Source organism: Actinocorallia longicatena, assembly GCF_039534125.1.
Taxonomy (GTDB): Bacteria; Actinomycetota; Actinomycetes; order Streptosporangiales; family Streptosporangiaceae; genus Actinocorallia; species Actinocorallia longicatena.
This window is the reverse complement of sequence record NZ_BAAAUV010000007.1, coordinates 39344-54134: the sequence shown is the minus strand read 5'-3', so window position 1 is coordinate 54134 and position 14791 is coordinate 39344. Positions and strand designations below refer to the sequence as shown.

At 72.6% G+C, this 14791-nt stretch carries 12 protein-coding genes and 2 pseudogenes; 8 read left to right on the top strand and 6 right to left on the bottom strand.

Going from position 1 to position 14791, the window contains the following annotated elements; all coding sequences use genetic code 11:
- Positions 1–10 precede the first annotated feature (10 nt).
- Positions 11–1219 carry a L,D-transpeptidase gene (locus tag ABD785_RS15845; RefSeq protein WP_344829301.1) on the top strand — a complete coding sequence of 403 codons (1209 nt, stop codon included), beginning with the start codon at positions 11–13 and terminating at the stop codon, positions 1217–1219.
- Positions 1220–1424: 205 nt separating this feature from the next.
- Here ABD785_RS15845 and ABD785_RS15840 read toward each other — a convergent pair whose 3' ends face one another.
- The 3 genes and pseudogenes from ABD785_RS15840 to ABD785_RS41330 all read right to left on the bottom strand — a co-directional run.
- A complete protein-coding gene (locus tag ABD785_RS15840; RefSeq protein WP_344828678.1) occupies positions 1425–2465 on the bottom strand; it encodes a hypothetical protein in 1041 nt (346 codons plus the stop codon).
- A gap of 53 nt (positions 2466–2518) precedes the next feature.
- Positions 2519–3061: pseudogene (locus tag ABD785_RS41335) on the bottom strand (TerD family protein); the annotation flags it as partial.
- A 102-nt stretch (positions 3062–3163) separates the two neighbouring features.
- Positions 3164–3655: pseudogene (locus ABD785_RS41330) on the bottom strand (TerD family protein); the annotation flags it as partial.
- Between the two features lie 78 nt (positions 3656–3733).
- On the opposite strand from ABD785_RS41330, the gene ABD785_RS15830 reads away from it, so the two are divergent.
- The 6 genes from ABD785_RS15830 (at position 3734) to ABD785_RS15805 (ending at position 12477) form a co-directional block, all read left to right on the top strand.
- On the top strand, positions 3734–4300 hold the full coding sequence (locus ABD785_RS15830; RefSeq protein WP_344828672.1) for a P-loop nucleotide/nucleoside kinase family protein: 567 nt from the start codon (positions 3734–3736) through the stop codon (positions 4298–4300).
- 162 nt (positions 4301–4462) lie between these two features.
- Complete coding sequence (gene lanKC / locus ABD785_RS15825) at positions 4463–7021, top strand: class III lanthionine synthetase LanKC (protein ID WP_344828669.1); 2559 nt, start codon at positions 4463–4465, stop codon at positions 7019–7021.
- A gap of 29 nt (positions 7022–7050) precedes the next feature.
- The gene (locus ABD785_RS15820) at positions 7051–7185 is read left to right on the top strand and encodes a SapB/AmfS family lanthipeptide (RefSeq protein WP_344828666.1); all 135 of its coding nucleotides are present in this window, start codon (positions 7051–7053) and stop codon (positions 7183–7185) included.
- A gap of 152 nt (positions 7186–7337) precedes the next feature.
- Complete coding sequence (locus ABD785_RS15815; protein ID WP_344828663.1) at positions 7338–8909, top strand: ABC transporter transmembrane domain-containing protein; 1572 nt, start codon at positions 7338–7340, stop codon at positions 8907–8909.
- A complete protein-coding gene (locus ABD785_RS15810; RefSeq protein ID WP_344828660.1) occupies positions 8906–10570 on the top strand; it encodes an ATP-binding cassette domain-containing protein in 1665 nt (554 codons plus the stop codon). Before ABD785_RS15815 ends, ABD785_RS15810 begins: the two co-directional genes overlap by 4 nt.
- A complete protein-coding gene (locus ABD785_RS15805; RefSeq protein WP_344828657.1) occupies positions 10570–12477 on the top strand; it encodes a prolyl oligopeptidase family serine peptidase in 1908 nt (635 codons plus the stop codon). The genes ABD785_RS15810 and ABD785_RS15805 overlap by 1 nt, the downstream gene beginning before the upstream one ends.
- A gap of 38 nt (positions 12478–12515) precedes the next feature.
- On the opposite strand, the gene ABD785_RS15800 is transcribed toward ABD785_RS15805, so the two are convergent.
- Positions 12516–13151 carry a response regulator transcription factor gene (locus ABD785_RS15800; protein WP_344828654.1) on the bottom strand — a complete coding sequence of 212 codons (636 nt, stop codon included), beginning with the start codon at positions 13149–13151 and terminating at the stop codon, positions 12516–12518.
- Positions 13152–13395: 244 nt separating this feature from the next.
- Positions 13396–14037, bottom strand: a complete 642-nt coding sequence (locus ABD785_RS15795) for an HAD family hydrolase (RefSeq protein WP_344828651.1) — start codon at positions 14035–14037, stop codon at positions 13396–13398.
- Between the two features lie 64 nt (positions 14038–14101).
- Here ABD785_RS15795 and ABD785_RS15790 point away from each other — a divergent pair, with 64 nt between their 5' ends.
- On the top strand, positions 14102–14314 hold the full coding sequence (locus ABD785_RS15790) for an EF-hand domain-containing protein (protein WP_344828648.1): 213 nt from the start codon (positions 14102–14104) through the stop codon (positions 14312–14314).
- Positions 14315–14319: 5 nt separating this feature from the next.
- Here the strand turns inward: ABD785_RS15790 and ABD785_RS15785 are convergent, their stop codons facing one another.
- On the bottom strand, positions 14320–14781 hold the full coding sequence (locus ABD785_RS15785; RefSeq protein ID WP_344828645.1) for a hypothetical protein: 462 nt from the start codon (positions 14779–14781) through the stop codon (positions 14320–14322).
- Between the last annotated feature and the right edge of the window lie 10 nt (positions 14782–14791).

Sequence of the window (14791 nt, the reverse complement as noted above, 5' to 3'; positions counted from 1 at the left end):
CGTGCGACGGATGGTTGCCGCGGTGTGCGGGGTGGTGCTCCTCGCGGGCTGTTCCTCGACACCCGAGAAGGCCACGAAGGTCGACGGCGTCGAGCGGACCACGGCCGGTGCGGCCGCGATCAGCATCAGCCCGCGGAACGCCGCGACCGGGGTCGCACCGGACAAGGGCGTCGTGGTCCGGTCGGCGGACGGGACGCTCGACGACGTCAAGGTCTCCTACCAGGGGCAGGAGATCCCCGGCGAGTTCTCCCCCGACCGCACCGCCTGGAAGGCCAGTGACCCGCTCGCGCCCAGCGCCGAGTACACGGTCACCGCGACCGCCAGGAACCCGGACGGCAAGGTCAGCACCGAGACGAGCACCTTCAAGACGCTCAAGCCCGCCAAGAACCTCCAGATCATCGACATCACGCCGATGCCGGGGGAGAAGGTCGGCGTCGGGATGCCGGTGATCGTGAAGTTCAACCGCACGGTCACCGACAAGAAGGCCGTCGAGCGGATGCTGGTCGTCAAGACCACCAAGGCGTCCCGGGGGGCCTGGTTCTGGACGGTCATGAACGGCGTCCAGACCGCGATCTTCCGGCCGCCGAACGGGAAGTACTGGCCCGCCAACACCAAGATCGCCTTCGCGGCGAAGCTCAAGGGCGTGCGGTCGGGCAAGGGCATCTACGGCATCCGGAACTACAAGCAGATCTGGAAGATCGGCGACGCGCACTACATCGTCGCGAGCGCCAAGACCCACCGGCTGAGGGTCTACAAGAACAAGAAGCTCATCACGAGCTGGCCGATCAGCATGGGCAGCGGCGGCGACGTCTGGCCCGACGGCATCGACCACCAGGTCACCACCAGCGGGTACCACCTCACGATGGCGCACAGCAAGCTCGAGCGCATGCGCCCGCCCGGTAAGAAGAAGGGCGATCCGGGGTGGTACGACGAGAAGGTCCCGTGGGCCACCCGTATCTCCGCTTCGGGCGAGTACATCCACCAGAACATGGATGATCCTTCTTGCCTGGGTAACCGCAACTGCAGTCATGGTTGCGTGCGTTCGCCCGCCGATAAGGCCAAATGGTTTATGAACTGGTCATATCGTGGTGACATCGTCAAGATCACCGGCACGTCCCGGCCGCTCGCCTGGAACAACGGGTGGGGGTTTTATCAGCTTTCGTGGAAGGCCTGGGTCAAGGGGAGCGCGCTCAAGCGGGTCGTCAGCACGCGCGTCTGATCGCGTTCCGTCGAATGCGATCTGTGCAATGGCACGCCGTGCCCAAGCATGTGCATGGAGTTGAAATATCATGATCTTGTGCAGGCGCATGGTCGTGAACTGTTCATGATCCAGGTGCGCGCATGGACACCGGAAGCGGGCGGATCCATCCCCGCGCAAGGTTCCCCGCGGAATGGTCCACAGGCCGGGGAGGAGCGTCCGGGCGTCAGTGCGGCCGGTTCCACCGCTGCCCGGGAGAGCTGATGACCTCGACGCCCGGATGCGGACGCTCGATGCCGTAGGGGTCGATCACGGGACCGGTGAGCTCCTCGGGCGGTTCCTCGGGAGCGGCGCGCGTGACCGTCCGGGCGACGGCGGCCAGCACGATGAGGCCGACGCCGGCCGTGGAGATCCACATGCCGGGCAGCAGGGTGACGCTCACCTCCGGCCGGTACTTCTCCAGCTCCTCGGGGCCCGCGCCCATCTCGGCGAGGACCTCCTTCTGCGCGACCCGCGCCATCAGCCAGGTCGACCCGGAGGCCAGGACGTCCCTCAGGTAGAAGGCCCCGACACCGATGATCATCCCGGCGGCGGCCGCCCGCGAGAGAAGGCACAGCGCGAGCGTCAGCACCACGGCCGCCAGGACGGTGCCGGCGACGGTCAGGACGTTGCTCGACAGGGTGCCGTCGGAGGTGAACATCGTGCAGCACTCATGGGCCTTGACGACCCGGCGCTCGTCGCGGGTCATCTCCACGCTCACCCGCGTCCACGGCAGCCACAGCCCGACGAGCTGGACGAGCGCCAGCAGGCCTCCGGCCGCGGCCCACAGGACCGCCCACCGACGAGAGCGGCGCAGCTCGCCATGCCCGGCCAGCGCGGCGACCGAGCAGCCCGTGGCGCAGAGCAGCAGCGCCCCGGCGATCAGGGCCAGCCCGGCTCCGAGCGCGAACTCCTCGTGGCCGCCGCGGGCGATCGCCTCGATCCGGCCGGCCGCGTCCAGGGCCCGGAGCGGGCCGTACCCGATCGTGATCGCGGCACCGAGCGGGAAGAGCGAGCGCACCGGCATCAGGCAGGCGGCGACGAGCATCGGCAGCACCTGGTGGAAGCCGAGGCCGTCGACCCAGGCCACCGTCGCCGTCGCCCGATCGCCCGAGAGGAAGTCGGCGACGTTCGCCGCGACCAGGACCACGGCCGCCAGCATGGCCAGCATCGCGGCCGTCGACTCGCTCAGTGAACGCTCGCGCGGAGCAAGGGGGACGTTCAGCACGAACGTCACCTTAGGCCCGGATGATCACAAAAGCCCAGGGCCCCGGCCCGGGGTCAGAGGAGGGCGGCGGCGGGTTTGACCATGCCCTTGGCGGACTTGGCGTCGGCGAACTCGCCGAGGGCGGTCATCTCCCACTCGCCCGTGTACTGGCGGACGAGCTTGCAGAGCATGACGCCCGTGCGGGGCTCGGCGTAGGTGAGGTCGAAGCGGACCAGCTCCTGGCCGGAGGAGCCGTCCAGGAGGCGGCAGTAGGCGTTGCGGACCTCGGTGAACTTCTGGCCCGAGTAGGAGTTGACCACGAAGACCAGGCCCATCACGTGGGGCGGCAGCGAACCCAGATGGACCGCGATCGACTCGTCGTCGCCGTCGCCCTTGCCGGTGAGGTTGTCGCCCGCGTGCTGGATCGAGCCGTTGAAGGCCGTCAGCTTGCCGAAGTAGACCGTGCCGACCTCCTTGCGCTGCGCGTCGTAGGCGATGCAGGAGGCGTCGAGGTCGATGCGGCGGCCGCGCGAGACGGCCGCGTCCCAGCCGAGACCCATCCGGACCAGCGACAGCAGCGGGGCGCCGCCCTTGACCAGCGACACCGAGGAGCCCTTGGTCAGGGACACCTTCCCCTTGTCCAGATTGATCTTCGCGGGGGCCGTGGGCGGGCCGCTGATGCTCGGGGCGCTCGCGTGCGGGGAGGGCTCGTCCTCGGCCACGGAGACGCCGAAGTCCGTGGCGATGCCCGCCAGGCCGTTGGAGTAGCCCTGGCCCACGGCTCGGATCTTCCAGTCGCCGCCGCGCCGGTACAGCTCGACCACGATCAGGGCGGTCTCGGGGCCGAGTCCCGGCGGGGTGAAGGTGGCCAGCACGGTGCCCGAACCCGCGTCGCGGGCCACCGCGGTCGGCTCGATCCCGGCGAAGGTGCCGCCCTCGACGCTGGCCGTCACGACGATCCGCTCGATGGCCTGAGGGACGGCCGTGGTGTCGACGGTGACGCTGTCGGCGTCGCTCCCCGACGCGGGCCGGTAGGTGACCCCGCCCGAGCTGGGGGCGTTGTAGAAGACGAAGTCGGCGTCCGATCTGACCTTGCCGGTGGCGTCGAGCAGCAGCGCCGAGACGTCCAGCCTGGCCGGCGCGGCGACCTCGACCGTGATCCTGGTGGCGGCCAGGCCCGTGTTGCCCCCCGGTGTCAGTGCGACGCTCATCGTTCTCCCTCGGTCGGCTCCCCTTCACCCTAGGCAACGTCCGGGACGCGCCAGGGTTCCGGCCCCTACCTTGGCCTGATGGAACAAGGACCTGTGTGGATCGTGGCGGGCCCGCCCGGCAGCGGCAAGACGACCGTCGCGGCCCTGCTCCTGGCCCGGTTGAGGCCCGTCCCCGCCCTGCTGGACAAGGACACCCTCTACGGGCCGTTCGTGGCCGCCGCCCTGGCCGCCGCGGGCCGCGACCCCGCCGAACGCGAGGGCCCCTGGTACGACGCCCATGTCAAGGACCACGAGTACGCGGGCATGACGGCCGCCGCCAGGGAGATCCGGGCCCCCGGCTGCCCGGTCCTGCTCAGCGGCCCCTTCACCACCCAGATCCGCGACCCCGCCCGCTGGGAGGCCTGGACCGCGGCCCTGGGCGGCGGCGCCGTCCACCTCCTGTGGATCCGCTCCGATCCCGCCACCCTCCACCACCGGCTCACGGTCCGCGGCCACGCCCGCGACCGGGGCAAACTGGAGGCTTTCGAGGCGTTTCTCGCCCGGATGCGCCCCGAGGAGCCGCCGCCCGTCCCGCATCGCGCTGTGGACAACCGGCTGACCGCCCCGCCGCTCGCCGGACAGCTCGACCGGCTGCTCGGACCCTGACGGGCTGATCACACCCCGCATCCGCACGGGTGCGGGGAGTGTGCGTTCCACACTGGCCGGGGGGTGCGGATTTCATCACTCTCTGTTGCCGAATGTTACTTGGCGTGGCCGACGATTTCGTGAATTCTCTTTCTTGTCAGCACCTGTGGCGGAGGGAGAGCAGTGGACAAGTACGAGCTGTACTGCCAGATGGATCCCGTCTTCTACGACCGGATCGAGACGGCGGTGCGCGAAGGCTCGGACTACCCGCAGGTGAGCCGGGATGTTCCCGCCGGCTGGCGCGGTCATGCCACTGACACCTGGATGTACTTCATGCCCGAGGGCGATCTGCCCGCCCAGGGATGGAAGATCCACGTTTCGACGCGGCTCGGCGACGCCCAGCGGGTCCTGGACGTGGTGTGGGAGTACTGCCTGCGGACCAAGCTGGCCTTCAAGTTCCTGCGCGGCGAGCACGTGCTCGTCATGCACAACTCCAAGGCGGCCGACCGGGCGTCCAGCGGGAAGTTCGTCACCCTCTACCCGAGGGACGAGCTGGAGCTGGAGCGGGTGCTGGCGGAGCTCGACCCCCTGCTCGAGGGGGTCGAGGGCCCCTACGTGCTGAGCGACCTGCGCTACGGCGACGGGCCGATGTACGTGCGCTACGGCGCCTTCACCGAACGCAAGTGCCTGAACTCCTCCGGCGAGCGGGTGCTGGCCGTCGAGGACGGAGAGGGCACCCTGGTCCCCGACGTCAGGGGCGTCGCCTTCACCGTCCCCGACTGGACCTCGCTGCCGGCCTTCCTCGAACCCCATCTCGCCGCCCGGAACGCCGTGACGCTCGCCGGGCTGCCGTACACGATCGAGAGCGTCTTCCAGTTCTCCAACGGCGGCGGCGTCTACCTCGCCCGCGACCGCGACGGCCGTCAGGTCGTCCTCAAGGAGGCGCGGCCGGGCGCGGGGCTCGACTCCCACGGCCGCGACGCCGTCACCCGGTCGCGGCACGAGCGCGAGATGCTCGAACGGCTCGCGGGCCTCGACGTGGTGCCCGAGCTGGTCGACTACTTCGAGCTCGGCGGCCACGAGTTCCTCGTCGAGGAGTTCGTCGACGGCAACCCGCTGCAACGGCTGCTGGTGCAGAAGTACCCGCTGACCTCGGCGACCTGCACCGAAGGCGACCTCGCCGAGTACACCGCCTGGGTCACCGAGATGCTGCCCAAGGCCGAGAGGGCCGTCGCGGCCCTGCACGATCGCGGAGTCGTGTTCGGCGACCTGCACCCCAACAACATCCTCGTGACGGCCGAAGGCCGGCTGGTCCTCATCGACTTCGAGGTCGCGACCCTCGCCGAGCAGGAGGCCAGGCCCGCCCTCGCCCACCCGGCCTTCCTCGCCCCCGCCGACCGCGGCGGCGTCGAGGCCGACAGGTACGCGCTGGCCTGCCTCACCCTGGGCCTGTTCGCACCGCAGGCGACCATCACCCTGCCGCTGCACGCGGGCAAGGCCGACCATCTCGCGCGGCTCGTCATCGAGGCGTTCCCGGTCGAGCCGGCCGTCATCGACGAGGCCGTCGCCACCCTCACCCGCTCGCCCGCCGACACCCGTCCCCGCAAGGGCCTCGAGAGCCTCGACCGGCTGGTCAAGCACGGTCGCGAGGCCTGGCCCGAGGTCCGCGGCGACCTGCACCACGCGCTGCTCGCCAGCGCCACCCCCGAACGCGACGACCGGCTGTTCCCGGGCGACGTCGCCCAGTTCGAGGGCTCGGGCGCCGTCAACATCGCGACCGGCTCCGCCGGAGTGCTGCTCGCCCTGTACGAGAGCGGAGCGGGGCGCTTCCCCGAGTATGAGGACTGGACGGCCGACCGCGCCCTGCGCCCCGGCAGCGGCCTCGGGCTCTACGACGGAGCGCTCGGCGTCGCCCATGTCCTGAACCTCCTGGGTGACCGGAGCCGCGCCCTGAGCCTGGCCGAACGGTGCCTCGAGGAGCCCTGGCAAGGGCTGGAACTGGGCCTGTTCTCCGGCCTCGCCGGCATGGCGCTCGCCCTCACCGGGCTCGGGATGCACGAGGCAGCCGACGCGATGGCGGCCGGGTGCGCCGAACGGATCGGCGGCCCGCGCGACGTGCCGGAGCTGAGCGGCGGCGGCCGGCCGAGGGCCGGGCTGATGCACGGCTCGTCCGGGGTGGCGCTGCTCTTCCTCGACGCCTACGAGCGGCACGGCGATCCCGCCTGGCTCGACAAGGCCCACGACGCGATCAGGCAGGACCTGCGGCGCTGCGTCCACGGCCCCGACGGCTCCCTCCAGGTGAACCAGGGCTGGCGGCGCCTGCCCTACCTCGAGGAGGGATCGGCGGGCATCGCCCCGGTCGTCGCCCGCTACCTGCGGCACCGCCCCGACGAGATGCTCGCCCTCGCCCTGGACGAGCTGCGTTTGGTCGGCCGCGCCCGCTACTTCGTGCAGCCGGGCCTGTTCAGCGGCCGCGCCGGGATCATCGCCGGGCTGCCGCACGACGACCCGAACCTGCCCGAGCTGATCGCCGGCCTCCGCTGGCACGCGCTGCCCTTCGGCGGCGGGCTCGCCTTCCCCGGCGACCAGCTCCTGAGGCTCTCCATGGACTTCTCCACCGGCACCGCAGGCATCCTGCACGCCCTGAACTCCGCCCTTGAAGGGCGGACCCTCCTCCCGTTCCTCGAACCGAGGGACGGGCGGCGGGAGCCGCTGGTCACCAGCGGTGGCACCACCCCCTGAAGACACGGCTCGACCGAGAGGAAACTGCAATGACCCTGCTCGACCTGCAGACGATGGAGACCCCCGGCGGCGGAGGCCACGGCGGTGGCGGCGGCAGCACCCTGACGGTCCTGGGCTGCCAGTCCCACACCCCCAGCAACCTCAGCCTCCTGCTCTGCCACTAGGACGCCGCTCACGGACACGCGTCCGTGATGGACGTCCCGGCAACGGGAGACCCCCTGAAGTGAAGAAGTAAACGCGGAGCCCTCGGCTCGTGGTGGCACCCGTCCCACGAGCCGAGCCCGCATTTTCTGCCGCGATGCGGACGGGAGGCGCGGTGATACGGCGATGGCTCGTGGTCTTCGCCTTCGCGGGCGCCGTCCTGCAGCTCGCGCTGCCGTACGTGCTCGGCCGCACCGTCGACTCCGTGCTCGCCGGTGACACCGGGCCGCTGGCCCTCTGCGCCGCGCTCATCGCCGTGGCCGTCGCCTGCGACGCCCTCGAGACCTGGGCGACCGGAGCGACCAGCGCCACCGAGGCCGCCGACCTGCGCGGACGCATGGTCCGCAGGATCCTCTGGGCGGGGCCCGCCCTGACCCGCCGGTTCCCCGAGGGCGAGCTCGTCACCAGGACCGGGATCAACGCCGAGGAGGCCGCGCAGGCCGTCCAGGCGAGGATCGGGGCCGTCGCCCTGCTGATCCCGACGGCGGGCGGGCTGATCGCGCTCACGCTGATCGACCCGTGGCTGTCCCTCACCCTCGTGGCCGCGCTGGTCCTCATCGCGCTGGCTCTCAAGACCTTCTTCCGCGCCTCGGCCGTCTCGGCCGCCGCCTACCAGCGGACCCAGGGTGAGATCGCCGGACGCCTCGTCGACGCGCTCGCCGGGGCCCGGACCATCAAGGCGGCGGGCACCGGCCGCGCCGAGACCGCCCGGGTGCTGACCCCGCTGCCCGAACTGCGGCGCCACGGCCTCGCCCTGTGGGCGGCGAACGCGCGGGCGGGCGTCCAGACCGGGCTGGTCGTCCCGCTGCTGGAGATCGCGGTGCTCGGCGTCGGCGGCTGGCGGCTCACCCAGGGCGCGCTCAGCGTCGGCGACCTGTACGCGGCGGTCCGGTACGCCGTGCTCGGCGCGGGGCTCAGCACCGCGCTCGGCCAGATCGGGGTCCTCGCCCGCGCCCGTGCCGCCCGCACCAGGGTCGAGGAGATCCTCCAGGCGCCGTGCCCCGCCTACGGGAACTCCCCCGTCCCCGACGGGCCCGGCGAGCTCCGCCTCGGCGACGTCGTCCTGCCCGGCGGGAGCCTGACCGCGATCGTCGGCCACTCGGGGAGCGGCAAGACCCATCTCACCGCACAGATCGGGCGGCTGGCACCCGCCGAGCTCCCCATCGCCCTCGACGGGATCCCGATCGAGGCCCTCACCCATGACGCGCTCCGCGCCTGCGTCGCCTACGCCTTCGACCGTCCGGTGCTGCTGGGCGACACTCTCGCCGACGCCGTCACCCTCGGCGCCCCCGGCGCCGATCCGGCCGCCGCGGCCGCCCGCGCCGGTGCCGACGCCTTCGTCCGCGCCCTGCCCGAGGGGTATGCCACGGCGCTCGCCGAGGCGCCGCTGTCCGGCGGGGAACGCCAGCGGCTCGGCCTGGCCAGGGCCTTCGCCCATCCCGCCGAGCCGGGGAGGCCGCGGCTGCTGATCCTCGACGACGCCACCTCCAGCCTCGACACCGTCACCGCCCGGCGGGTCGGCGAGACCCTCACCGCCACCTCCGGCACCCGGCTGGTCGTCACCCACCGGACCGCCACGGCCGCCGCCGCCGACCAGGTCCTCTGGCTGGACGGCGGCGCGATCCGCGCCTGCGCGCCGCACCGTGTCCTCTGGGACGACCCCGGCTACCGGGCGGTCTTCGCATGAGGCGGCGGGCCGTCGTGTGGATCGTCTGGCGGGCCCTGCGGCGGGAGCCGGGCCTCGCCAGGGCGCTCGCCGGATGGTCGGTCGTCGAGGCGCTGCCCGCGCTCGTCATCGGGCACGCGGTGGCGGGCGCCGTCGGCGGGTTCGCGGGCGGGGACATCGGCTCGGCCGTGCGGTGGCTCGGGATCCTCGCGGCGGTGTGGGCGGCGGCGGCCATCGGAGCGCAGCGGGTGGTCCTCGTGGTCGCGCGGGTCGTCGAACCGTTCCGCGACATCGTGCTCACCCATGTGGTGCGGGAGTCGATCGAGGGCGCACGGCAGGAGGAGGGCGCGGCGGCCCGGGCCAATCTCCAGGTCGAGGTGGCACGGGACGCCCTCGCCGCCGTGATCACCGTGGTGCGTTCCTTCCTGTTCACCGTGGCGGGCGTGGTCATCGGGCTGGTGACCCTGGCGCCCGAGATCGCGCTGCTGGTGCTGCCGCCGTTCCTGGCCGGGCTCGGGGTGTTCCTCGTGTCGCTGCCGGTGCTGGCGCGGCGGCAGCGGGACTTCCTGATCGCGGACGAGCGCAGCGTGACGGCCGTCGGCGAGATCGCGGCCGGCCTGCGGGACGTCGTGGCCTGCGGAGCCGAGGAACGGATGGGGGACCGGGCCGCCGGGCCCGTGCGGGAGCAGGCCGCCGCCGGACGCGCCCTGGCCGCGGTCACCGGGATGCGGACCGTGGCGCTGGCGATGGGCGGCTGGCTGCCCCTGCTCGCCGTCCTCGCCGGAACCCCCTGGCTGCTGCGGCGGGACGTCACCCCCGGCGACGTCGTCGGAGCCCTGGCGTACGTGACGCAGTCGCTGTCCCCCGCGCTCGGCGGCCTCGTGTCGGGGCTGGGCATGAGCGGGGTCCGGCTCGTGGTCACCCTCGACCGGCTGCTGACCCCGCCGTCGATCCCGGCACCGCGCAGGGAACGCGCCCTGCGGCCCGCGATCGAGGTCCGCGAGGTCGCCTTCGCCTACGGGGAGCACGCCGCGCCGCTGTTCGAGAACCTCTCCTTCACGCTCACCGACGGCGAGCACCTGGCCGTCATCGGGCCGAGCGGGATCGGCAAGTCGACCCTCGCCGCGCTGATCGCCGGGCTGCTCGTCCCCGGCAAGGGCGAGGTGCTGGCCGGGGGAGTCGACGCCGGATCCCTGCACCCCGCCGACCGCACCCTGATCCCCCAGGAGGCGTACGTCTTCCGGGGGAGCCTGCTGGAGAACCTGCGCTACCACGCTCCGGACACCGGCGTCGCGGCGGTCGCCAGGGCCGTCGGCGAGATCGGCCTCGGTGAGTTCGCCGAACGGCTCGGCGGGCTCGGCGGCGAGGTCGACCCCGGGGCACTGTCCGCGGGGGAACGGCAGCTCATCGCCCTCGGCAGGGCCTATCTCGCGCCCGCGAGGATCACGATCCTCGACGAGGCGACCTGCCATCTCGACCCCGCGGCCGAGGCCCGCGCCGAGGAGGCGTTCATGCGCCGCGGCGGGGTCCTCGTCGTGATCGCCCACCGCACCACCTCGGCGCTCCGCGCCCCCCGCGTCCTGCTGATGGACGGGCCCGACCTCGCGCTCGGCACTCATCAGACGCTCCGTGAGAACAATCCGCGCTACGCCGATTTCCTCGACGAGAAGGTGCCCACCTGATGCGAACCACGACCTACCCGCCCGCCGCCCGGGACTCCCTGGTCGAGCTTCTGCACGGGCAGCCCGTCGCCGACCCCTACCGGTGGCTGGAGGACGCCGAGGACGCGGAGACCGTCCGGTGGTCGGCGGCGCAGGAGGACCTGTGGCGCGCCACCCCGCTGCCCGCCCGCGAGCGGCTCCTGCGGCGGGCCCTGGACCTGGCCGACGCCGGGACGGTCACCGCCCCGGTCCGCAGGGACGGCCGGAGCTTCGTGCTGCGGCGCCTGCCGGGGCAGATGCACCCGGTCCTGTACGCCGACGAGCGGGTCGTGCTCGACCCCGGCGCGCTCGACCCGTCGGGGACGACCGTCCTGGACGCCTGGGATCCCTCCCCCGACGGCGGCAGGGTCACCGTGCAGCTGTCCAGGGGCGGCACCGAGCAGGGCACCCTCTACGTCCTGGACGTGGAGACCGGTGACGTGCTCGGCGCCCCGATCCCCGGCTGCCGCTACTCCCCCGTCGCGTGGCTGTCGCGCGAGGCGTTCTACTACGTGCTCGACGGCCGGCTGCGGCTGCGCCGGGTGACCGGCGAGGACGTCGAGGTCTGCGGGGCCCCGCCCGGGCGGATCGGCCTCGGCATCAGCGCGGACGGCCGCTGGCTGACCGTCGCGACCGGGACCGGTCTCGGCCTGGCCGACCTGCGGGAGGGCGAGCACACCGCGCCCCCGCTGCGCGCCGTCCACGAGGCGGTGTCGGCCGCGGTCGGGATCGACGGGCGGCTCTATCTGGCGGTGCCGACGCCCGAGGGGATGTCGCTCGAGGTGGCGTCCCCGCTGGACCCGGCCCGCCGGAAGGTTCTGCTGCCGGCCGACCCGGACGCCCTCCTGGCCGACTTCACCGTCCTGCCCGACGTCCTGCTCGTGGTCCGGCTGCGCGACGGGGTCAGCGAGCTGACCGTGCACCGGCGCGACTCCGGTGAGGCGCTGCACCCGGTCACGCTGCCGGGCTCGGGCACCCTCGGCCGGCTGAGCTCCGACGGGCACTCGGCCTGGTTCACCTACACCGACCCGGTCACGCCGCCGCAGGTGTGGCAGTACGCCGAGAACAGCCTCACCCTCTTCGAGGCGGCGCCGGGCCGGATCGCCGTCCCCGCGGTCGAGACCCACACCCTCACCGCGACCTCCGCCGACGGGACCCCGGTGCGGATCACCCTCCTGACCCCGCCGGGCGACGGTCCCCGGCCGACGATCCTGCACGGCTACGGCGGCTTCGGCCTCCCCCTGACCCCGGTCTTCGCCGCCGACGCGCTGACCTGGATCGCCTCCGGTGGAGCCCTGGCCATCGCCCATCTCCGCGGCGGCCCCGGCACCCGCGAACAGGCGACCAGGGCGCGCAAGCAGAACGTCTTCGACGACTTCCTGGCCGCCGCCGAGCTCCTCGTCTCCACCGGCAGGACCAGCCCGGAGCGCCTCGCCGTCTGGGGGGAGTCCAACGGCGGGCTGCTGGCCGGCGCGGCCATCACCCAGCGGCCCGACCTGTTCGCCGCCGCGGTGTGCGCCGCCCCGCTGCTCGACATGGTCCGGTACGAGCGGACCGGCCTCGGACCCGCCTGGACGGCCGAGTACGGGACCGCGAGCGACCCCGGCGACCTGGCGTCGCTGCTGGCCTACTCCCCCTACCACCACGTCAGGCCGGGAACCCGCTACCCCGCCACCCTGTTCGCGACCTACGACGGCGACACCAGGGTCGACCCGCTGCACGCCCGCAAGATGTGCGCCGCCCTCCAGTGGGCGACGGGCGCGTCCGCGCCGATCGTGCTCCGGCACGAGCCGGAGGTCGGGCACGCCGGACGCTCCCATGACCGGGCGGCGGGACTGGTCGCCGATCTCCTGGCGTTCCTCGCGGCCCACACCGGGCTCGAATGCTGACCGGCTCGAATGCTGACCGGCTCGCGTGCTGACAGACCCTAGGCGCCCCTGGAGCGTGCCTCGGCGAGCAGCCAGCCGTTGTCGCGGGCGATGGTGATGGCCTCGATGCGGGTGCGCGCGCCGACCTTGGCGACGACCCGGCCGAGATAGTTGCGGACGGTGCCGCGCGACAGATGGAGCCGTTCGGCGATCTCCCCGACGGTGGCGCCCTCGGCGGCGACGCCCAGGACGTCCAGCTCGCGCGGGGTCAGCGGCGCGGGCTGTGCCGTGACGAGCTCGGCGAAGGCCAGATCGGCGTCGATGACGCGTTCGCCGCGGGCGACCCTGCGGATGGCGTCGGTGAGCTCGTGGGGGGAGCTGTCCTTCATCACGAATCCGGCGGCGCCCGCGGCGACGGCCCTGCGCAGGTCGCCCGGTCGCCTTCGGCCCGCGAGCACGAGCACGGCGCACTGGGGCGCCGCCGCGCGGACGGCCCCGGTCACGGTGAAGGCGTCCATGTCGGGGAGTTCCAGGTCGACGAGCGCGACGTCCGCCTCCTGGACGCGCGCGGCGGTGGTCACGGTCCTGCCGTCCTCGACGGCGTCGACCATCTCCATGTCAGGTTCGGTCCCGAGCAGCGCGGTGAGGCCGCTCCGGAAGAGCCGGACCTCGTCGGCGATGACGACTCGAATCACATCCACCATCCCTCTACGCCCGTCCGCGGGCAATCGGACGGTTGTGCTGGCAGGCCCCGATATGTGATCAAACAACCCGCCGACTCCGGGGAGTCCGAGAGCTGGCACTCAGCGTGAAGGAAAACTCTCGCCCGGTCAAATGCCGCACATGGCGCTTTTGTTCTATCCGCAGCTCACAGTGGGTTGACGTTTCATCCGACCGGAAGTCAGTAACGTAACAATGTCCGCCGGGTCGGGACCGTGGTCAGAGAAGCGAGCGCAGGACGTCCGGGGTGACGTCCTCCAGCGAGGCGAACAGGTGGCGGCCGGGACCCGGCTCGACGGGCAGCACCATCGGCACGACCGCGACCGGGCAGCCCGCGGCGACCGCCGCCGCGACGCCCGTCGGCGAGTCCTCGACGGCCGCACAGGACGTGGTGTCCACGCCGAGCGCGGCCATCGCGGCGAGGTACTGGTCGGGAAAGGGCTTGGGCCGCTCGACGTCGTCGGCGCTGACGATGACGGCGAAGCGATCGGCGCCGACCGTTCTCAACACGGTGTGGATGACGTCCAGCGGTGACGCGCTGACCAGGGCCAGCGGGACGCCCTGCGCGGCGAGGGCGTCCAGGAGGGCGAGGGCGCCGGGACGCATCGGGCTGCCCTGGGCGATGCGCGCGTGGAACTCCTCGTGCAGCCGCAGCCCCAGCGCGAGCGGCTCCGTGCCGGTGACGGCCGCGAGGAGTTCCATGACGTCCTCGACGGCCGCCCCGACCACCCTGGGGACCTCGGCCTCGGTCAGCTCGTGGCCGAACTCCGCCGCGACCTCCCTGACGATCTCCAGCCACGGGGCCTCGGTGTCCACCAGCGTCCCGTCCATGTCGAACATGACGGCCCGCAACTCACCCATTCCAGCCCCCCGAGCAGACACGACAGCGGGACCGACCCTACCGAGATGGGTACGATCACCTGCCATGGGCAAGCATGAGAACCCGAACACCGACCACCACGCCGAGTTCCGGGCCCTCGACACCGACGGGTCCGGGTTCCTCAGCCGCGACGAGTTGATCGCCGCCTTCGCGAACGCCGGCGATCCCCGCTCCGTCGAGGAGATCGACGCCTACATCGCCACGGCCGACAAGAACAACGACGGCGAGATCTCCTACCAGGAGTTCATCGCCGACTGACGGCTTCAGTCGGCGACGAGCCGATGGCCCCCGCCCGTGAATCCGCGGGACGGCGGGCGGTGGCCGATCTCGCGTTGCCGCCTGACCACGTAGGTGCCGGGCGTCAGCCCCGTCGCGCCGTGCTCGGGATGCAGCAGGTAGACGGGGCCCGTGGCGCGCAGGGCGCCGAGCGCCAGGCCGAAGGAGTCGCGGACGTCGGTCGTCCAGGTGCAGGTGCCCCGGTCGGCGACCAGGGTGTGCGGATTGCCGCCCGCCGCGCCGCGCAGCAGCACGACCCCGGCCGGCGGGACCTCCCGCCACGGGTGCACGGGCAGCGTGACGGCCACCGCGACGGCCGCGTGCGGGACGATCAGCAGATCGCCCTGGGCCTGGAGCCCGTCCATGACGGGGATCTCGAGCTGGTCCTCCAGATGGTCGAGGACGCTCAGCCCGGTCCGCCGGGACAGCTCCGCGAGGGTGATCGTCATGTTCTCTCCT

Bases quoted from the DNA above. Each gene is read 5' to 3' on its own strand.
- ABD785_RS15845 (WP_344829301.1), top strand. From the start codon at position 11: ATGGTTGCCGCGGTGTGCGGGGTGGTGCTCCTCGCGGGCTGTTCCTCG.
- ABD785_RS15790 (WP_344828648.1), top strand. From the start codon at position 14,102: ATGGGCAAGCATGAGAACCCGAACACCGACCACCACGCCGAGTTCCGG.
- ABD785_RS15785 (WP_344828645.1), bottom strand. From the start codon at position 14,781: ATGACGATCACCCTCGCGGAGCTGTCCCGGCGGACCGGGCTGAGCGTC.
- ABD785_RS15805 (WP_344828657.1), top strand. From the start codon at position 10,570: ATGCGAACCACGACCTACCCGCCCGCCGCCCGGGACTCCCTGGTCGAG.
- ABD785_RS15795 (WP_344828651.1), bottom strand. From the start codon at position 14,037: ATGGGTGAGTTGCGGGCCGTCATGTTCGACATGGACGGGACGCTGGTG.
- ABD785_RS15820 (WP_344828666.1), top strand. From the start codon at position 7,051: ATGACCCTGCTCGACCTGCAGACGATGGAGACCCCCGGCGGCGGAGGC.
- ABD785_RS15810 (WP_344828660.1), top strand. From the start codon at position 8,906: ATGAGGCGGCGGGCCGTCGTGTGGATCGTCTGGCGGGCCCTGCGGCGG.
- ABD785_RS15830 (WP_344828672.1), top strand. From the start codon at position 3,734: ATGGAACAAGGACCTGTGTGGATCGTGGCGGGCCCGCCCGGCAGCGGC.